This window comes from Kitasatospora sp. NPDC023120 (genome assembly GCF_055560835.1).
On the sequence record NZ_JBVHHY010000001.1, the window covers coordinates 147,844 to 167,569 of the forward strand.

Sequence of the window (19,726 nt, forward strand, 5' to 3'; positions counted from 1 at the left end):
CCCACCCCGACCGACCGTACGAAGGACCCCCGATGAACCAGCCCGAGCTGGAGGCCCTGGCCGCCGACGCGTACGTCTACGGCTACCCGCTGGTCGCCGGCCTCACCATGGTCGAGCGCTTCACCAGGGGCGGCCTGGGCACCCTGCCGGCGGCGCCGTTCAACCACTTCAGCCACGCCACCCGGCTGGCGGGCCCGGGCGACCACTTCGTCTCGGTCAACAACGACACGATCTACTCGATCGCCCAGCTCGACCTCTCCGAGGGCCCGCAGGTGCTGCACGTCCCGGACACCGCGGGCTCCTACTACGTGCTGCAGTTCATCGACGCCTGGACGGACAACGTCGCCTACCTCGGCCGCCGCGCCTCCGGCACCGCCGCGCAGACCTGGCTGGTCGTCCCGCCCGGCTGGCACGGCACCCCGCCGGACCGGGAGCGGGTGATCGAGCTGCCCACCACCGTCGGCACCGTGGTCGGCCGGTTCGCCTGCACCGGCCCGGACGACCTGCCCCGGGTCCGGGCCCTGCAGTCCGCCCTCGTCCTGGAGCCGCTGGAGCCAGGCGGCCTGGTCGCCGGACTGCCCGAGCCCGACCCGGACGTCCCCGAGCGGCTGGCCTTCTTCGAGCGCCTGCGGGTGTGGATGCAGGCCTTCCCGCCGGCCACGGCGGACATCGAGTACCAGCGGCGTTTCGCCCCGCTCGGCCTGCTGGACGACGGTGCCTCGCCGTACCGCGCGGCCGTCCCCGAGTGGACGCTCTCGCTGGCCAAGGGCCTGGCCGCCGGCCGCGAACGGGTCGAGGACGCCACCCGCCCGCCCGAGGACCACCCGCCCGGCGAGTGGCGTTCGGCGCTCCACCTCTTCGACTACAACACCGACCACCTGGGCCCGGGCACCCTGGACGACCCCGAGTGGCGCATCCCCGACCGCCGTGCCGCCTACCTCAGCCGCGCCGCCGCCGCCCGGGCCGGCCTCTGGGGCAACCACGCCTACGAGGCCTCGTACGCGATGACCTACGACGACTCCGACGGACGCCCGCTCACCGGCGCCAACAACTACACCCTGCGCTTCGACCAGCCGCCCCCGGTCGAGGCCTTCTGGTCCGTCACGATGTACTCCGTCCCCGACTACTACCTGGTGGAGAACCCGATCGACCGCTACTCGATCGGCGACCGCACCCCGGGCCTGGTCCACGGCGACGACGGCTCCCTCACCCTCGTCCTGCAGCACGACCAGCCCGAGGACCCGGCCGCGGCGGTGAACTGGCTCCCCACCCCGCCCGGCGAGTTCCGCCCGATCATCCGCCTGTACCAGCCCGGGGCCCCCGTCCTGGACGGCAGCTACCAGGTCCCGCCGATCCACCGGACCTGAGGCCCTATCGTCCCGGCGAAGCCGTCCCCGTCCCCGTCCCCGTCCCCGTCCCCGTCCCCGTCCCCGTTGCCGTTGCCGTCGGCGCCCCCGACCCCGTCGGGTGCGGCGGGGCGCTGCCGGTCGGAGCCGCCGTGGGATTGCCCGAGGGGGCGGGCGAAGTCGTCGGCGTGCCGGACGGCTTCGCCGACGACGGCGAGCCCGACGGGGACGGCGCGCCCGTGGCCGTCGGCGAGGCGGTGGCGGTCGGAGTGGCGGTGGCCGTCGGTAAGGGGTCGGCCGTCGGGGAGGAGGGCGAGCCGCCGCGGTTGTGCGGGCCGCCCTCCAGGGTGACCACTGCCTGCGAGGGCGGCAGTGCGATCCGGGCGGTCCAGTGCGTCGTCGGCGCGAGGTCCTCGTCCACGGTGACGATCACGGTGATCCGCTGGCCGGGCGCGAGCGTGCCGGAGTCGCGGCTGAGCCGGAGCCAGCCGGCGTCCGTCACCGCGCGCCAACGGATCTCGGTGGTACCGGAGTTGGTGAGGGTGAGGACGGTACGGCTGCCGTACTCGCCGGCCTCGACGGTGAGCAGTCCGGCCGGGGCCGGTGCGGGCGCGCCGGGTCCGGAGGTCCGGTCGACCACGGGGGCAGGGGCGGCGACCAGGGTCGGGCTGCTGAGCGGGGTGGAGCCGTGGGCCGGGACCGGGACCGCCGCGCCTTGGAAGGTCAGCCGCGGAAAACCGGGGAGCAACGTTTCTGCACCACCGACACCGCCCGCCCCCGCCAGCTCCAGCCCCGGCATCCCGGGCGCCTGCCCGGCCGGGCCCCCGGCCCCGGGCCACGGCGGCCGCTGCCCGGCCTCCCGACCGGCCTCGTCCACCCGCACCGCCGACATCGAGGCCGCCGCCCCCGACCCGCCGCCGCCCCGGTGCCCGGCCCACAGGGCGATCACCGGCGCCGCCAGGACGGCCGCGAGCACCCCGGTGGTCACCACCCGCCGACGGACCGCCAGCCCGCGCCCCGCGTCCGGCGCCCGGTGCCGCGGAAAGCCGCCCTGGTCGAACCGCGGCCCGGGCTCCGCCACCACCGGGCCCACCGGACCGGTCACCCCCGGGAGAGCCGGAGCCGCCAGCAGCGGCAGCCCCGACAGCCCCGCCGCGCCCTTCGCCGCCTCGCCGGCCACCCGCTCCGCCGTCCCCCGGCAGGTCGGGCAGTCCACCACGTGCTGCACCAGCTCGCGCCGCAGCGCCGGGCCGAGCACCCAGTCCCGCCAGGACTCCGCCCCGGCCCCGCCGAGCCGGTCCAGCTCCGGGCAGCTGCCCACGCCGAGCACCAGCAGCGCCGCCCTGGTCCGGGCCACCTCGGCCTCGGCACCGGTCAGCAGCTCGCGGGTCCGCTCGAACGGCAGGCCCAGCACCGCCGCCACCTCCAGCGGGGTCAGCCGGTGCCGGACGGACAGCTCCAGCGCCTCGCGCTGCTCGGGGTCGGTGCCGGCCGCCTCCGGCCAGGCGAGCGAGGCCAGCTCGCGCCGCCGCCGGGCCGCCTCGACCTCGTCCGGCCCCGCCTCGCCCGCCCGGCCGGCCCCGACCCCGTCCGCGAGCCGCCGCAGGCAGCAGTACCGGGCCAGCGAGAACAGCCAGGCCCGGAGCAGCCCGGGCTCGGCCAGCCGCGCGCCGTGCCGCTGCGCCAGCTCCCGGACCTCGCGCAGGGCGTCGGCGGCGGCGTCGTGCTCGCACAGCACCGAGAGGCAGTAGGTGAACAGGCCGTCCGCCTGCCGGTCGTACGCCGCGAGCATGGCAGCGGCCCGCGGTGCGGCCTGCGGCCCGACCGGGCCGACGATTCGCGTTGTCACCTGTCCGACGGTAGAGACCCCGGACGGCCGGACCCCGCCATTCACGGCGTATGTACTTCTTTCGGGTAACAACATCGCCCATCTGTGTGGATGCGCGGCGCGCCCGGTGGCGGACCCGCGCTGTCGTACCCAGGCGCTACCGTGGGCCGCATGCCTCCGCGTTCCAAGACCACCGCCAAGCCGCGCCCGGCGTACCGCTGCACCGAGTGCGGCAACCAGCTGCCCAAATGGGTCGGCCGCTGCCCGGAGTGCAACGCCTGGGGGACGGTCGAGGAGTACGGCGCCGTGCCGATCCGGACGACGGCGGCCGGCCCGGTCAGCGCGCCCGCCCGTCCGATCGCCCAGGTGGACGGCCAGGTCGCGACGGCCCGCTCGACGGGCGTGCCGGAGCTGGACCGGGTGCTCGGCGGCGGGCTGGTCCCCGGCGCGGTGGTGCTGCTGGCCGGCGAGCCCGGCGTCGGCAAGTCCACCCTGCTGCTGGACGTCGCGGCCAAGGCGGCCACCGCGCAGCACCGCACGCTCTACGTCACCGGCGAGGAGTCGGCCGGCCAGGTCCGGCTGCGCGCGGACCGGATCAACGCGCTCTCCGAGCACCTCTACCTCGCCGCCGAGCAGGACCTCGGCGCCGTGCTCGGCCACATCGAGGCGGTCAACCCCGGCCTGCTGATCCTGGACTCGGTGCAGACCATCGCCTCCGCCGAGCTGGACGGCGCCCCCGGCGGCCCGGCCCAGGTCCGGGAGGTGGCGGGCGCGCTGATCCGGGCGTCCAAGGAGCGCGGCATGGCCACCCTGCTGGTCGGCCACGTCACCAAGGACGGCCAGATCGCCGGTCCGCGCCTGCTGGAGCACCTGGTGGACGTGGTGCTCAGCTTCGAGGGGGACCGGCACGCCCGGCTGCGCCTCATCCGCGGGGTCAAGAACCGCTACGGCGCCACCGACGAGGTGGGCTGCTTCGAGCTGCACGACGAGGGTATCGTCGGCCTGGCCGACCCGTCCGGCCTCTTCCTGACCAGGCGTGACAAGCCCGTCCCCGGTACCTGCCTCACCGTCACCCTGGAGGGCAAGCGCCCGCTGGTGGCCGAGGTGCAGGCACTGATGGTGGATTCGCAGATCCCCTCCCCGCGCCGCACCACCTCGGGCCTGGAGTCGCCCCGGATCGCGATGATCCTGGCCGTGGTCGAGCGGCACGGCGGGGTGAAGCTCGGCAAGCAGGACATCTACACCGCGACGGTGGGCGGGGTGAAGCTGAGCGAGCCGTCCGCCGACCTCGCGGTCGCGCTCGCGGTGGCCAGCTCCTCCACCGACACCCCCCTGCCCAGCAACCTGGTGGCGATCGGCGAGGTCGGCCTGGCGGGCGAGGTGCGGCGGGTGACGGGTGTGCAGCGCCGGCTCGCCGAGGCGCACCGGCTGGGCTTCACCCACGCCCTGGTCCCGCCGGACCCGGGCAAGGTGCCGCCGGGCATGAAGGTGGTCGAGGTGGCCGACATCGGCGAGGCGCTGCGGGCCATCCCGGGCCGCCGCCGGTCCGCCGCCAAGCCGCGCGGCGAGGCCCGCGGCGACGGCCGTGGCGAGGCCCGCGCTGAGGCCCCGTCGGCGCCGCCGGCCCCGCGCTCGGCCCGGGTCGCCGCCTACCCGGAGGAGCTGATGGACGGCTGGGAGCCGCTCGACTCCGACGAACTGCGCTGACCCAAGCCCTGCCGAAGCCACACGCAGTTAGACTTTCCCCAGTCTCATTGGCCAGAAGGCAGTACCGAGCGGTACTGAGCGACAGAGCAACAGACCGCGGACCGGCGCGAGGCGCGCGGCACGGGGTCGACCGGAGGAGTCACGTGGCAGCCAGCGACCGGGGGGCGGACAAGGCCTCCCGTGAGGAGGCCCTGCTGCGGGCCTCCCTCACCGCCATCGCGCCCGGCACGGCGTTGCGTGACGGCCTGGAGCGGGTCCTGCGGGCCAACACCGGCGGCCTGATCGTGCTGGGCTTCGACAAGACCGTCGAGTCCATCTGCACCGGCGGCTTCGTCCTGGACGTCGAGTTCACCGCCACCAGGCTGCGCGAGCTGTGCAAGCTCGATGGTGCGGTGGTGCTCGACAAGGACATCACCAAGATCGTCCGGGCCGGCGTGCACCTGATGCCCGACTCGACCATCCCGACCGACGAGACCGGCACCCGCCACCGCACCGCCGAGCGGGTCAACCGGCAGACCGGCTACCCGGTGGTCGCGGTCTCGCACTCCATGCGGCTGATCGCGATGTACGTCAACGGCACCCGCCGGGTGCTGGAGGACTCCACCACCGTGCTGTCCCGCGCCAACCAGGCGCTGGCCACGCTGGAGCGCTACAAGCTGCGCCTGGACGAGGTGGCCGGAACGCTCTCCGCGCTGGAGATCGAGGACCTGGTGACGGTCCGGGACGTCACCGCCGTGGCACAGCGCCTGGAGATGGTCCGGCTGATCGCCACCGAGATCGCCGGCTACGTGCTGGAGCTCGGCATCGACGGCCGCCTGCTCTCGCTGCAGCTGGACGAGCTGATCGCGGGCGTGGAGCCGGAGCGCGAGCTGGTCGCCCGGGACTACTTCCCGGAGCGGGCCGCCAAGAAGGGCCGGACGGTCAACGAGGTGCTGGCCGACCTGGAGGCGCTCACCCACGCCGAGCTACTGGACCTGCAGACTGTGGCGAAGGCGCTCGGCTACTCGGGCTCGCCGGAGTCGCTGGACTCCGCCGTCTCGCCGCGCGGCTACCGCCTGCTGGCGAAGATCCCGCGTCTGCCCAACACGGTGATAGAGCGCCTGGTCGAGCACTTCGGCGGCCTGCAGAAGCTGCTCGCGGCGAGCATCGACGACCTGCAGACGGTCGAGGGCGTCGGCGAGACCCGGGCCCGCTCGGTCCGCGAGGGCCTGTCCCGCCTTGCCGAATCGTCCATCCTGGAGCGCTACGTCTGACCCGGCGCACGAACGGCGGACGGCCCCCGGGGAAACGGTTCCCCGGGGGCCGTCCCGCGTCCTGACACCGCGGCGCGAGAACGCCGGGGAATGCCGGAGCCCCCGGTCGCAGCGCGACCGGGGGCTCCGTACGGAGTCGACCGGTTCTCAGTTGTCCAGCCGGACCGAGGTCCGTGCCGAGACCTTGTCCCCGGAGAGCCCGGTGAGTTCGGCGAGCACCACGTAGGTGCCGTTCGACGGCGGGGTCTGGTCGGCGGTCGCGCACTGCGGCTTGCTGCGGCTGCGGTCCCAGGTGAAGGTCTCGGTCTGGCTGCCGTTCGCCGCCAGCTGGACCCAGATGCTGCCCTTGTCGGCCGGGCAGTCGCCGGAGGACCAGACCCGGTCGCCGTTGCTGGCGCTCACGGTGATCGCGGAGGCGACCCGGCCCAGGTCCACCCGGCAGTTGGCGCCGGAGGAGTTCTTGACCGTCAGGGCGAGCTTCGGCTTGTCCTTGGGCTGGAACGAGTTCTGGGTGCCGGCCAGCTCCAGGGCGACCTGCGAGGAGGCGCAGACCGGAAGCGCCATGATCTCGGGGGTGTTGACCGCCGGGGTGCCGCCGCCCGAGCCGCCGGAGCCGCCCGCCGCACCGCCACCGGTGCCGCCGGCTCCGCCGCCCGCGGCACCCGAGCCGCCCGCGGCACCCGAGCCGCTCGCGGGGGCCGGGTTGGCGCCGCCGGTGCCGCCGCCGCTGAGGTTGACCTCGGTGCCGCCACCGCCGGCCACCGGGCCGCCGCCGGGGTTGCTGCCGCCGCCGGGGCGTGCGGCGGGGCCGCTCGGCGAGGCGCCGGGCGTGATGGCCTGGGCCGGGGTCTGGGACGGAACGGCCTGTGCGGCCTTGCTCTGTGAGTCGCCGCCACCTCCTCCGCCCTGATCGGTCATCAGCCAGGCGATCAGGGCGATGACCGCCGCGACGGCGGCGAGCACGACGACGCGCCGACGCCAGTAGATCGAGGCCGGCAGCGGTCCCACGGGTTGACGCAGAGAGGGCACGATCAAACTCTACGAGACTGTGTGTCGCGATTGACTCACCAACACCGCACAGTCGCCCCTTCTTTCACATGATCCGCCATTTGATCCGTTCGAGGGAGCTCCGAAGGGCTGCTTTCCGGGAGATCCCCGCGGGTGTCCGGAGCATTCCCTTCCGATTCGGCCGGGTCGGCGGGCATGGGAGGATCGAAGGGCCATGACTGCCATCACCGCCACCGCCCCCGGCGCCACCGAGCTGCCGATGCCCCTGCCGCTGTTCCACTCGACCGTCCTGGACTGGTACGAGGCGGCCAAGCGGGACCTGCCCTGGCGGACCCCCGACGCGACGCCCTGGGCGGTCATGGTGAGCGAGTTCATGCTCCAGCAGACCCCCGTCAAGCGCGTGCTGCCCGCCTGGGAGGCCTGGCTGACCCGCTGGCCGACCCCGGCCGACCTCGCCGCCGAGGCGCCCGGCGAGGCGGTCCGGATGTGGGGCCGGCTGGGCTACCCGCGCCGCGCGCTGCGCTTGCACGCGGCGGCCGTGGCGATCACCGAGGAGCACGGCGGCGAGGTCCCGGACGACCACGCCACGCTGCTCTCGCTGCCCGGGGTGGGGGAGTACACCGCCGCCGCGGTCGCCTCCTTCGCGTTCCGCCAGCGGCACGTGGTGCTGGACACCAACGTCCGCCGGGTCTTCGCCCGCGCGGTGACCGGCGTCGAGTACCCGGCCCAGGCCACCACCGCCGCCGAGCGCCGCACCGCCACCGCCCTGCTGCCCGACGACGCCGAGACCGCCGCCACCTGGGCGGTCGGCGTGATGGAGCTGGGCGCGCTGGTCTGCACCGCGCGCGGCCCGGAGTGCGGGCAGTGCCCGCTGTTCGCCGGCTGCGCCTGGCAGCGGGCCGGCCGCCCGCCGTACGAGGGCCCGGCGCGGCGCGGGCAGTCCTACGAGGGGACGGACCGCCAGGTGCGCGGCAAGCTGCTCGCGGTGCTGCGCGAGGCGCACGGCGAGGTCGGGCAGGCCCGGCTGGACGCGGTCTGGCCGGACGCGGTGCAGCGGGCCCGCGCCCTGGACGGACTGGTGGCGGACGGCCTGGTCGAGCCGGTCGAGCAGGGCGTCTACCGACTGCCGCAGTGACGACCGGCTCCCGCGGCAATGGCCGGCTCCCGCCATGGCAACCGGCTCCCACGGCAACGCCGAGCGCCCCCGGAAGGACGATCCTTCCGGGGGCGCTCGGCGTTGCGGGCGGGCCGTCAGACGGCCGCCGCCTCCAGCGAGGCCTCGGCCGGCTTCTCGTCCTTGCCCGTCCCGCGCAGCGGCACCTCGCGCAGGAACACCGCGGCGGCGACGGCGATCAGGGCGACCCCGGCACCCCAGAGGAAGACGGTGTGCATGCCGTTGGACACCGCGTGGTGGTAGGCGTCCTGGATGTTCTCGGGCAGCTTGCGCAGGGCGGCCGGGCTCATCTGACCCGGGTCCTTCACACCGCCGCCCGCAGTGGCCTGCTCGCCGAGCCTCTCCTTCATGGTGTCGGTCACCCGGTTGTTGAACAGCGCGCCGAACAGCGCGACACCGAAGGAGCCGCCGATGGTGCGGAACAGGGTGGCGGTGGAGCTGGCCACGCCCATGTCCTTGAGCTCGACGCTGTTCTGTGCGACCAGCATGGTGATCTGCATCAGGAAGCCCATGCCGGCGCCGAGCACGACCATCCAGCAGGCCGAGGTGAAGCTGCTGGTCCCGGTGCCCATGGTGGAGAGCAGGACCAGGCCGCCGGTCATCACGACGGTGCCGACGATCGGGTAGATCCGGTACTTGCCGGTCTTGGTGACCGCCTGGCCGACCACCAGCGAGACCACCAGCATGCCGAACATCATCGGCATCAGCAGCAGGCCGGAGTTGGTCGCCGAGGCGCCCTGGACGATCTGCTGGTAGAGCGGCAGGAAGACGGTCGAGCCGAACATCACGAAGCCGACGATGAAGCCGATGACCGAGACCAGGGTGAAGTTGAGGTTCTTGAACAGGGTCAGCGGGAGCATCGGCTCCTCGACCCGCTGCTCCACGTAGCAGAAGGCGATCAGCGAGGCGGCGGCGAGCGCGGCCAGGCCCAGGATCTGCTTGGAGCCCCAGGCGTACTGCTGGCCGCCCCAGGTGGTGATCAGCACGAGCGAGGTGATGCCGACGGTGAGCAGGACGGCACCCAGGTAGTCGATCTTGGCGGTGCTGCGGACCTTCGGCAGCTTCAGGGTGACGATGACCACGGCCAGCGCGACCACGCCGAGCGGCAGGTTGATGTAGAAGGTCCAGTGCCAGCTGAGGTGGTCGGTGATGAAGCCGCCGACCAGCGGCCCGCCGATGGTGGCGAGGGCCATCACCGCGGCGAACATGCCCTGGTACTTGCCGCGGTCGCGCGGCGGGACCAGCGCGCCCATGATCGACATGACGCCGACCATCAGACCGCCGGCGCCCAGGCCCTGCACGGCGCGGAAGCCGATCAGCTCGTTCATGTTCTGCGACAGGCCGGAGAGCGCCGATCCCACCAGGAAGATCACGATCGAGGTGAGGAAGCTGCCCTTGCGGCCGTACATATCGCCGAGCTTGCCCCAGATCGGGGTCGAGGCGGCGGTGGCCAGGGTGTAGGCGGTGACCACCCAGGACAGGTGCTCCGCGCCGCCGAGGTCGCCGACGATGGTCGGCATCGCGGTGCCGACGATCAGGTTGTCGAGCATGGCCAGCAGCATGGTGACGACCAGGCCGACCATCACGAGGCGGATCTCGCGGGGTGACCGCGGCTGCTCCTCCTCGGCCGTCTTCTCCTCCGGTACCGGGCCGGCGGTCTTGGACTGTGACATGAGGTGGGGTCTCCCGGAGGGGTGGTTCGGACGGAGCGTCGGGCCGTGCGGCGGCTCACTTACTTGTCGCCCGGCTAGTTTATCGATCGTCGGCACGGTAGGTTGTTTCCTAGCCGGTCGTCAAGCCAGTTTTCGAACCGGATACCTGGGCAGGGAGAATGTCGCCCGGGGCGGACGCCACCGGGCGTCCGCAGCAGTCACCGACGCAGTCATGAGGCAGGCCATGGGCACTCCGCACAGCCCCCGCAGCGACACCCGGGCTCGCATCATCGAGGTGTCGCTGGAGCTCTTCTCCGAGCAGGGCTACGAGCAGACCTCACTGCGCGAGATCGCCGACCGCCTGGGTGTGACCAAGGCCGCGCTCTACTACCACTTCAAGACCAAGGACGACATCGTCCTGGGCATCGTCGAGCGGATGGCCGCGCCGATCGACGACACCATCGAGTGGGGCCGGAAGCAGGCCTGGAGCCCGGAGACGCGCGACGAGCTGATCCGCCGCTTCGCGGACGGGATGGCCGAGCGAGCCCCGCTGCTGCGCTTCTTCCACGAGAACCAGCCCGCGCTGCGCGAGTCCCCGGCCGGGCTCGCCTTCAAGGAGCGCATCATCACCCTGATGCAGCTGGTGCACGGGCCGGAAGCGAACTTCCAGGACCGGCTGCGCGCCGCGATGACGCTGTTCACCATCCACTCGTCGATGTTCCTGCTCCAGCAGGACAACAAGGACTGCCGTCACGCCGAGAACGTGTGGGGCGAGAAGGTGCCCGTGGCCGACCTCGACGAGGCGTTGGAGGCCGCCCGGGCGGTCGCGCTGGAGATCGCCGGCCGGATCACCCACCCCGGGTCGGCCCCCGTCGGCCCGTGAGGGCCGGTCAGAAGTCCTTGACGCCGTGCCCGGCGAGGTACGCGATCGGATCGACCACCGCGCCGTAGCGGTTGCTGGTGCGGATCTCGAAGTGCAGGTGCGGCCCGGTCGAGTTGCCGGTGCTCCCGGACAGACCGATCCGCTGACCGGCCGACACCCGCTGGCCCGCCGAGACCGCGAGCGAGCTCAGGTGCGCGTACTGCGCGAAGTGCCCGTCCGCGAGCCGCAGCACGACCTCCTTGCCGTACGCGCCGTCCCAGGCGGCCGACACCACGGTCGCGTTGCCGACCGCCAGCAGCGGCGTGCCCGGGGAGACCGCGAAGTCCACCCCGGTGTGGTACCCGGCCGCGTAGCTGCGGTTGGCGACCCCGTACGGATTGCTGGTCGGCGCGTCCGGCACCGGCGCGGACCACTCGGGTGCGGGTGCGGGTGCGGGCTCCGCTTCGGGTGCCGGTGCGGCGGCGGGCGCGGGCTCCGCGGCCGGGGCGGGTGGCTCCGGCGGCAGCAGGTTGGCCGCCACCGCGAAGGACTGCCGGGCCGGGCCGCCGTCCTCGGGCAGCTTGTACGGGCTCGGCCCGGCCACCTGGACCAGCCCCGGGGCGGGCACCCGGGCCTGCGGCGCGGTGAACGCGGAGCTGCCCGGCGTGGTGGGCAGTACGGTCTGCGCCGAGGCGCTGCCGGGCGCGGCCACCAGCAGCACGCCGGCCAGCAGCGCCGCGGCCGCCCCGGCCGAGACCAGCGCGTGGTCGTGCTCGGCCCGCTGCCGGCTGCCCGGCAGGGTGGCGTGCCGGGGCGTGCCGAGCCTGCGCAGCGGCGCGGCCTGGGTGCGGACGGCATGGCCGAGTCGGGGGTGCCAGGCCGCCGCCTGGGCCGCCGTACGGGCGGCGAGCCGGCGCAGGGCCGGCCCCACGGGCGGGACGGTGGACATCGGTAGCCGTACCTCACGGGTTGTACGAGGGCAGCGCGAAGCGCCCGTTCGGGCGTGTGCTGATCCGGGGACCACTCAGGTGTAACCGTCACCGCGCGGACTCCCAAACGGTGTGACGTACTACGGCGCGTAGTCGACGCGGCGCGGGAGATTCGAACCGATGGAGTCGTGATCATGGGATCCGATCGGCCACGACCGCTTCCGGGTGGTCCGCGGGCCGGCCGGAGCGGTCCACTACCGCCCGTCGTACCGCGCGGGAGGCCTGTGAGCAGTGCCACGCGCCGCCGTGGTTTGACGGGCTCGAACGGCTTCCGTCCGCACCGCTGACCGGCCCGGCCCGCTGCGGGACCATCGACGCATGTATGGCAACAGGAGCGAAGACCCCGACGCCAGTGACCGCCCGAGCCCGGCGGACCGCCGCTTCACCGCCCTGCGCGGCTGCGAGCGCATCCTGTCCGGCGTCCGGCCGCAGAGCATCCGCGAACGCCTCGCCGCCCTGGCCGACCCGCTGCCGGACGGGAAGGGCGCCCTCCCCGACCTCGACGCCCGCCCGGACCAGTACGGCGACGGCGTGGTCCGCGCCCTGGAGCTCCGGGTCGCCGGACTGCTCGGCACCGAGGACGCGGCCTTCTTCCCGACCGGCACGATGGCCCAGCAGGTCGCCCTGCGGATCCACGCCGAGTCCGCCGGGCTGCGTACCGTCGCCACCCACCCGCTGGCCCACACCGACCGGCACGAACGGCACGCGCTCGGCGTCCTCTCCGGACTGCGCAGCCTCTGGCCGACCCTCGCGCCGCGCCAGCCCACCGCCGGGGAGCTGCGCGCCCTGGACGAGCCGTACGCCGCGCTGAGCCTGGAACTTCCGCTGCGCGACGCCGGGTTCGTGCTGCCCGACTGGGAGACGCTGCGGGCCCTGGCCGCGGTGGTGCGGGAGGAGCACGGCGCGGCGCTGCACCTGGACGGCGCCCGGATCTGGGAGTCCGCCGTCGCCCTCGGCCGCCCGCTGCCGGAGGTCGCGGCCCTCGCCGACTCGGTCTACGTCTCCTTCTACAAGACGCTCGGCGGGATCAGCGGCGCCGCGCTGGCCGGTCCGGCCGGCTTCGTCCGCACCGCCAGGGCCTGGCGGCACCGCTACGGCGGGCAGCTCTTCCAGCAGTGGCCGTTCGCGCTCGCTGCGCTGGCTGGGCTGGAGTGCGAACTGCCGCTACTGGAGCGGTACGTGGCGCACGCCCGGACGGTCGCCGGGGCGCTGGCCCGGGCCAGCGCCGCCGTCCCCGGCGCCCGGGTGCAGCCGGACCCGCCGCACACCCACCAGTTCCGGCTCTGGCTGCCGTACCCGGCCGAGGAGTTGGAGGAGGCCTCGCTGGCGCTGGCCGAGGACGCCGGCATCGGGCTGTTCGGCGCCTGGCGCGAGCGCGAGCTGCCGGGGTCGGCGATGACCGAGGTGACGGTCGCCTCACCCGCCCTCGACTGGACCGCCGCCGACGTCGAGGCGGCGGCCGCCGCCTTCCTGGACCGGCTCCCACCGCCCGTCGCGCGGGCCTGACAAAGCGTCCGGCCCGCCCCCGCGAGCTGCGGGGACGGGCCGGACGTGGAGTTGTCAGAGCTGCCTGGTCACAGGCCGATCGCTACCGCGTGGGCGGGACGATCAGTTGTCGACCGGACGGACCCGGATCCAGGTCTCCAGGTAGTTCGAGGACTCGTTCTCGACCTCGATGCTGGTGCCCGTCTTCGGGACGATGACGCTGCTGTACGGGTTGTCCTTGGACCAGTACTCCTTCAGGTCCGAGAACTCGTCGACACCCTTGGACTTCGGGATGACGGTCTCGACGCCGGCCTTGTGCAGGGTCAGCGCGGGGACGCGGCGCGAGCCGAAGGTCGAGTCGGCGCCGTTGATGCGCGGACGCATCAGGGTGCCGTCCGACCACTTCAGCGGGGCCGGGTGCGAGTCGACCGGCAGGATCAGACCCTGGCCCGGGTGGGCGCTGACGTTGTTGTCGGTCTGCGACTCGTCCCAGTACCAGATCAGCAGGCCGGGCTGGTACGAGTAGTGCTCGACCCAGTTCGGCTTGTCGGCGAAGCCGAAGTTGTACGGGCCGGTCTTCAGGGTCTGGTCGAACGACACGTACTGCCGGTTCTCCGCGATGTAGTACTGCGCGTAGTCCTTGGTGTACGAGCCGCCGAAGCGGGTGAAGCCGCTGGAGACCCAGCCGTTGTCACCCTTCTCGACGTCGTCGCTGAACAGGGTGGCGCCGTCGGCGACCACGGCGATGTTGTCCAGCGCCAGGCCGCGGAAGTGCAGGCCGCCGTCGGTGGTGTTGTGGTAGCGGAACTGGATCTTCTTGCCGGCGTAGGCGTCCAGGTTGAACGACAGGTCGCCCCAGGTGGCGAGCTGGCCGTTCACGGCCGGGCGGCCGTTCTCCTTGGGCAGCGGAGCGCCGTTCCAGGTGCCGTCCACGACGGTCCAGGTCTTGCCACCGTCGGTGGAGACCTCGCCGAAGGCGTAGTCGAAGTCCTGCTCCAGCTCGTACCAGGCCTTGGCGTTGATGCTGGCCTTGGTCTTGCCGGTCAGGTCGATGTCACGGGTGAGCGTGACGTTCAGGTTGTCGGCGCTGCCGCTCCACCACTCACCGGTGCCCGCGAAGGGCTTGTTGATCTCGGTGGTGATGCTCTTCTTCGGCAGGTCGACGATCAGGGCCTGCGGCAGCTTGGAGTTGTACTCCGCCGGGCCGATGTGGTGGGTCGACTCGGTGCCGGCCTTGGCGTGGTCGGCGTTCAGCCAGCCGAGCTTGAACTTGCTCCAGGCGTCGAAGTCGTTCGGCATGTCGCCGATCGAGTTCTTGCCCTCGCCCAGCCAGGAGCCGGAGGACATGATCGACCAGAAGCCGACCGAGTTGTCGACGCCCTTGCCGGCCGTGTCGTAGAGGTCCGGCAGACCGAGGTCGTGGCCGTACTCGTGGGCGAAGACGCCGAGGCCGCCGTTCTCCGGCTGCATCGTGTAGTCGCCGATCCAGAGGCCGGAGTTGCCGACCTGGACGCCACCGAGCTTGTTGCCCTCGGGGCCGGCGGTGCCGGTCAGGTTGCCGTAGACGTACGAGCGGTGCGCCCACAGGGCCTTGCTGCCCTGCTTGCCGCCACCGGCCGACTTGTCCTCGCCGGCGTGCACGATCTGGAAGTGGTCGATGTACCCGTCGGGCTGGTTGAAGTTCCCGTCGTGGTGCGAGCCGTAGCGGTCCCACTTGTCGTACGAGGCCAGGGTCGCCTTGATCTGGGCCTCGGTCTGACCCTTGGCCAGCTGGTCCTTGTACCAGATGTCCACGGCGTCGCGGATCAGGTCCTGGGCGCTGGAGCAGACGTTGGAGCCGCAGTAGTCGGAGCCGTAGCGGGCCTCGTTCCACGGCACGCGCACCCAGTCCTGGACCACACCGTCGACCGAGTAGCGGCCCGAAGACTGCTTCTCGTAGTAGGTCTTCAGCGAGGGCTTGTCCTTGCTGAAGTACAGGTCCTGGTAGTGCTGCTGGTTGTAGTCGGCCTGCCAGGCGGTCGAGTTGTTGGTGGCCGGGTCCGGCTGCGCGATCTCGTTGTGCTTCGGGCCGGGCTCACCGCCGTACTTGACCTTGCCGTCGGCGGTCTTGGTGGTGTTGTCCACCTGGTCGCCGAAGTCGACGAGGATGGTGAAGATCTTGTCCGTGCGCTCGCGGGCGAGCTCCACGTACTTGTCCTTGCCCAGCTTCACGCTGGTGCTGCCGTTGTGCTGCTCGACCTCGGCGGTGCCGTTGAGCAGCTTCTCGGTGGCGGCCTTCTGCTCGGCCTCCACCTTCGCGGTGAACGGCCCCGGAATGTTGTGCTCGGTGTTCTGGACGGCCTCGGCCGGGTCCTTCGGCGCGGGGGCCGAGCCGGCCGCGACGGCGCTGCTCGGGAAAAGACCCGCGCCGAGCGTGACTATGACCGCCGTGGCCGTCGCGGCCGCAGCGGTTCTCCTGGTGTTCTTCAACGTTGTGACGTCCTCCCCGACCGGGGCCAGCTCATGGCCAAAGCCCGGCAAACCAAAATGAAAGACAGGTGGACGTCATTTGATACAAGCGTGCACAGAAAAGATAGACCTTGACCATGACATGGCCACGGCGCTATGCTCCGCGACTTCCCATCAGCTGACCATCTGTCAACCGTATGTTGGTTAAAGCTGACTGAGAAATGGGACGTGCCCGTACCAACCAGCACGGAAGCCACCCGCTCCAGCCGGTGGTGACACCCGCTCAGGCGGGGCGGAACGCACCGAGCCCCCGGCGCGAACGCCGGGGGCTCGGTTGCTGTGAAGTTGTCTGTTAAAAGTTGGGTTACTTCGTCAGGTCCGGACCGGACGAGGCGACCGCGGCCGGGGTGTCCGCGACGGCCGACTTCTCCTCACCGCGGAAGGTGAACTTGGCGTTCTTGCCCTCGCCCTCGACGTCGACGACGACGATGTGGCCGGCCCGCAGCTCGCCGAAGAGGATCTTCTCGGAGAGGTGGTCCTCGATCTCGCGCTGGATGGTGCGGCGCAGCGGGCGGGCACCCAGGATCGGGTCGTAGCCGCGCTTGGCCAGCAGCTTCTTGGCCTCGACGCTGAGCTCCAGGCCCATGTCCTTGTCCTTGAGCCGCTCGTCCACCTTGGCGATCATGAGGTCGACGATCTGGATGATGTCGTCCTCGGACAGCTGGTGGAACACCACGATGTCGTCGACACGGTTCAGGAACTCGGGGCGGAAGTGCTGCTTGAGCTCCTCGCCGACCTTCGCCTTCATCCGCTCGTACCCGGTCTGGGTGTCACCCGTGGCCGCGAAGCCCAGGTTGAAGCCCTTGGAGATGTCCCGGGTGCCGAGGTTGGTCGTCATGATGATGACGGTGTTCTTGAAGTCGACCACGCGGCCCTGGGAGTCGGTCAGCCGACCGTCCTCCAGGATCTGCAGCAGCGAGTTGAAGATGTCCGGGTGGGCCTTCTCGACCTCGTCGAAGAGGACGACCGAGAACGGCTTGCGGCGGACCTTCTCGGTCAGCTGGCCGCCCTCCTCGTAGCCCACGTAGCCGGGCGGGGAGCCGAACAGCCGGGAGACGGTGTGCTTCTCCGAGAACTCGGACATGTCGAGCGCGATCAGCGCGTCCTCGTCGCCGAAGAGGAACTCCGCCAGCGTCTTGGACAGCTCGGTCTTACCGACACCGGACGGGCCGGCGAAGATGAACGAACCGCCGGGGCGCTTCGGGTCCTTGAGGCCCGCACGGGTGCGCCGGATGGCCTGGGAGAGCGCCTTGATGGCGTCCTTCTGACCGATGACGCGCTTGTGCAGCTCGTCCTCCATGCGCAGCAGGCGGGAGGTCTCCTCCTCGGTCAGCTTGAAGACCGGGATGCCGGTGGCGGTGGCCAGGACCTCGGCGATGAGCTCCTCGTTGACCTCCGCGACGACGTCCATGTCGCCGGCCTTCCACTCCTTCTCGCGCTTGGCCTTGGCCTGCAGGAGCTGCTTCTCGTCGTCGCGCAGGGACGCGGCCTTCTCGAAGTCCTGCGCGTCGATCGCGCTCTCCTTCTCGCGGCGCACGTCGGCGATCTTCTCGTCGAACTCGCGCAGGTCCGGCGGCGCGGTCATCCGGCGGATGCGCATCCGGGAGCCGGCCTCGTCGATCAGGTCGATCGCCTTGTCCGGCAGGAAGCGGTCCGAGATGTACCGGTCGGCCAGGGTGGCGGCGGCGACCAGGGCGGCGTCCGTGATGGAGACCCGGTGGTGGGCCTCGTAGCGGTCGCGCAGACCCTTGAGGATCTCGATGGTGTGGGGCAGCGAGGGCTCCGCGACCTGGATCGGCTGGAAGCGGCGCTCCAGCGCGGCGTCCTTCTCCAGGTGCTTGCGGTACTCGTCCAGGGTGGTGGCACCGATGGTCTGCAGCTCGCCGCGGGCCAGCATCGGCTTGAGGATGCTGGCGGCGTCGATGGCGCCCTCGGCGGCGCCCGCGCCGACCAGGGTGTGCAGCTCGTCGATGAACAGGATGATGTCGCCGCGGGTGCGGATCTCCTTGAGCACCTTCTTCAGGCGCTCCTCGAAGTCACCGCGGTAGCGCGAGCCGGCCACCAGGGCGCCCAGGTCCAGCGTGTAGAGCTGCTTGTCCTTGAGCGTCTCCGGGACCTCGCCCTTGACGATCGCCTGCGCCAGGCCCTCGACCACGGCGGTCTTGCCGACGCCGGGCTCACCGATCAGCACCGGGTTGTTCTTGGTGCGGCGGGACAGCACCTGCATGACCCGCTCGATCTCCTTCTCGCGCCCGATGACCGGGTCGAGCTTGGCCTCGCGGGCGGCCTGGGTGAGGTTGCGGCCGAACTGGTCCAGGACCAGCGAGGTCGACGGGGTGCCCTCGGCGGGCCCGCCGGCCGTGGCCGACTCCTTGCCGCCGCCGGTCTGGTAGCCGGAGAGCAGCTGGATGACCTGCTGGCGCACCCGGTTGAGGTCGGCACCCAGCTTGACCAGGACCTGGGCGGCGACGCCCTCGCCCTCGCGGATCAGGCCGAGCAGGATGTGCTCGGTGCCGATGTAGTTGTGGCCGAGCTGCAGGGCCTCTCGGAGCGACAGCTCCAGGACCTTCTTCGCCCGGGGGGTGAAGGGAATGTGACCGGACGGGGCCTGCTGGCCCTGGCCGATGATCTCCTCGACCTGCTGGCGAACGGCCTCAAGAGAAATCCCGAGGCTCTCCAGGGCCTTGGCGGCGACGCCCTCGCCCTCGTGGATCAGACCCAGGAGGATGTGCTCGGTGCCGATGTAGTTGTGGTTGAGCATCCGGGCTTCTTCCTGAGCCAGGACGACAACCCGCCGCGCGCGGTCGGTGAACCTCTCGAACATCGTTTATCGCTCCTCAGAGCGGTCGGGCAGTTCGGGGTCCGTCCCCGCCCTGTCCTTCCGCATGCTAGTCCCGCTCAGCGGCGCGGCCCACGGATTCACTCCCCGGTAGAGGAGCGAGATGCTGCGCGACCAGCCGACACCAATCCCAACCTGATGCTGGGAATCGGTGTTCCCACTGGTGGGCCGGATGCACCGGAATCCGCTACGCCATCGGCGAACAAGCGCCGCCGGGACGTGGTCGGACCCGCTCCGGCCTCGCGCATACAGCCCCTGGACGGGCCACAGAACCCGTCCACCTGCATTCATACCCGGTATCGGGGCGGTTCTCGCGCAGTTTCCGCGGTGGCGGTGTTCGCCTGGCGAGAAGTCGGGCCGCGGTGACGGTGGTTCAACGGCGGCCCGGGTGGTCGGTGCGCCGTCCCGGTGGTGTCCGCGTTACCGCTTCGCCCCTACAGCGTTGCACAGCTCGTGATTGTTCCGCCGCCCGAGTCCGCGCCCCGGACACCCCCCGGTGCCGGAGGCGTCGTGGACGTCCGGGCGCGCGCCGCGGGGCGCGGAGGAGACTCCTCCGCGCCCCGCGCGTGTGTCGACGGCGCCGTGCGCGACCGCCGGGGCCCCGCACCCGCTCCGGCGTGCCGGCGGCGCCGGGGTCAGGACGCGTTGGCCTTGTCGTAGGCCTCGCGGACCGTGCTCGGCACGCGGCCGCGGTCGTTGACCTCCATGCCCTGCTCCTTGGCCCACGCGCGGACCTTCGCGGTGTCCGGGGCGCTGCCGGAGGGGCGCTGGGCCGAGCTGCGGCCCGGGCGGCGGGCGCCGGCGAGCCGGCCGCTCTGCTTGCGGCCCTTCTCCACGTACGGCGCCAGCAGACCGCGAAGCTTGTCCGCGTTGGCGCTCTTCAGGTCGATCTCGTAGGCAACGCCGTCGAGCGCGAACGTCACCGTCTCGTCCGCCGAACCGCCGTCGAGATCGTCTTCAAGAATGACCTGCACCCTCTGTGCCACGGGCTTCCCTTTCCGCTAAACGACCCATTGCCTAAGGAAAGGAAAGCGCCTTTCTCCGGAAAACACAAACCCTTGGCCCGGGCGGAGCG

The 19,726-nt window shown here is 72.0% G+C and carries 13 protein-coding genes; 6 read left to right on the forward strand and 7 right to left on the reverse strand.

The window, feature by feature from the left end; all coding sequences use genetic code 11:
• Positions 1-32 precede the first annotated feature (32 nt).
• Positions 33-1,367 carry a DUF1254 domain-containing protein gene (locus ACZ3TI_RS00760; RefSeq protein WP_465721899.1) on the forward strand — a complete coding sequence of 445 codons (1,335 nt, stop codon included), beginning with the start codon at positions 33-35 and terminating at the stop codon, positions 1,365-1,367.
• Positions 1,368-1,371: 4 nt separating this feature from the next.
• Here the strand turns inward: ACZ3TI_RS00760 and ACZ3TI_RS00765 are convergent, their stop codons facing one another.
• Positions 1,372-3,195, reverse strand: coding sequence for a BACON domain-containing protein (locus ACZ3TI_RS00765; protein WP_465721901.1), 1,824 nt, complete (start codon positions 3,193-3,195; stop codon positions 1,372-1,374).
• 150 nt (positions 3,196-3,345) lie between these two features.
• On the opposite strand from ACZ3TI_RS00765, the gene radA reads away from it, so the two are divergent.
• Positions 3,346-4,881, forward strand: coding sequence for a DNA repair protein RadA (radA, locus tag ACZ3TI_RS00770; RefSeq protein ID WP_465721903.1), 1,536 nt, complete (start codon positions 3,346-3,348; stop codon positions 4,879-4,881).
• A gap of 194 nt (positions 4,882-5,075) precedes the next feature.
• On the forward strand, positions 5,076-6,134 hold the full coding sequence (gene disA, locus ACZ3TI_RS00775) for a DNA integrity scanning diadenylate cyclase DisA (RefSeq protein WP_391551439.1): 1,059 nt from the start codon (positions 5,076-5,078) through the stop codon (positions 6,132-6,134).
• A 147-nt stretch (positions 6,135-6,281) separates the two neighbouring features.
• Here the strand turns inward: disA and ACZ3TI_RS00780 are convergent, their stop codons facing one another.
• Positions 6,282-7,163, reverse strand: coding sequence for a hypothetical protein (locus tag ACZ3TI_RS00780; RefSeq protein ID WP_465721905.1), 882 nt, complete (start codon positions 7,161-7,163; stop codon positions 6,282-6,284).
• Between the two features lie 193 nt (positions 7,164-7,356).
• Between ACZ3TI_RS00780 and ACZ3TI_RS00785 the strand changes: the two genes are divergently transcribed.
• Positions 7,357-8,277, forward strand: coding sequence for an HhH-GPD family protein (locus tag ACZ3TI_RS00785; RefSeq protein WP_465721907.1), 921 nt, complete (start codon positions 7,357-7,359; stop codon positions 8,275-8,277).
• A 116-nt stretch (positions 8,278-8,393) separates the two neighbouring features.
• On the opposite strand, the gene ACZ3TI_RS00790 is transcribed toward ACZ3TI_RS00785, so the two are convergent.
• Complete coding sequence (locus ACZ3TI_RS00790) at positions 8,394-9,989, reverse strand: MDR family MFS transporter (RefSeq protein ID WP_465721909.1); 1,596 nt, start codon at positions 9,987-9,989, stop codon at positions 8,394-8,396.
• A gap of 223 nt (positions 9,990-10,212) precedes the next feature.
• Between ACZ3TI_RS00790 and ACZ3TI_RS00795 the strand changes: the two genes are divergently transcribed.
• Complete coding sequence (locus ACZ3TI_RS00795; RefSeq protein ID WP_465721911.1) at positions 10,213-10,851, forward strand: TetR/AcrR family transcriptional regulator; 639 nt, start codon at positions 10,213-10,215, stop codon at positions 10,849-10,851.
• Positions 10,852-10,858: 7 nt separating this feature from the next.
• On the opposite strand, the gene ACZ3TI_RS00800 is transcribed toward ACZ3TI_RS00795, so the two are convergent.
• Positions 10,859-11,779 carry a M23 family metallopeptidase gene (locus ACZ3TI_RS00800; protein WP_465721914.1) on the reverse strand — a complete coding sequence of 307 codons (921 nt, stop codon included), beginning with the start codon at positions 11,777-11,779 and terminating at the stop codon, positions 10,859-10,861.
• Positions 11,780-12,137: 358 nt separating this feature from the next.
• Between ACZ3TI_RS00800 and ACZ3TI_RS00805 the strand changes: the two genes are divergently transcribed.
• Positions 12,138-13,325: a threonine aldolase family protein gene (locus tag ACZ3TI_RS00805; RefSeq protein ID WP_465721916.1), complete on the forward strand. Its 1,188-nt coding sequence runs from the start codon at positions 12,138-12,140 to the stop codon at positions 13,323-13,325.
• A 102-nt stretch (positions 13,326-13,427) separates the two neighbouring features.
• On the opposite strand, the gene ACZ3TI_RS00810 is transcribed toward ACZ3TI_RS00805, so the two are convergent.
• The 3 genes from ACZ3TI_RS00810 to ACZ3TI_RS00820 all read right to left on the reverse strand — a co-directional run bounded on the left by ACZ3TI_RS00810 (position 13,428) and on the right by ACZ3TI_RS00820 (position 19,637).
• On the reverse strand, positions 13,428-15,773 hold the full coding sequence (locus tag ACZ3TI_RS00810) for an immune inhibitor A domain-containing protein (protein ID WP_465721917.1): 2,346 nt from the start codon (positions 15,771-15,773) through the stop codon (positions 13,428-13,430).
• 343 nt (positions 15,774-16,116) lie between these two features.
• Positions 16,117-18,636 carry an ATP-dependent Clp protease ATP-binding subunit gene (locus ACZ3TI_RS00815; RefSeq protein ID WP_465721919.1) on the reverse strand — a complete coding sequence of 840 codons (2,520 nt, stop codon included), beginning with the start codon at positions 18,634-18,636 and terminating at the stop codon, positions 16,117-16,119.
• A 650-nt stretch (positions 18,637-19,286) separates the two neighbouring features.
• On the reverse strand, positions 19,287-19,637 hold the full coding sequence (locus tag ACZ3TI_RS00820; protein ID WP_465721921.1) for a histone-like nucleoid-structuring protein Lsr2: 351 nt from the start codon (positions 19,635-19,637) through the stop codon (positions 19,287-19,289).
• Between the last annotated feature and the right edge of the window lie 89 nt (positions 19,638-19,726).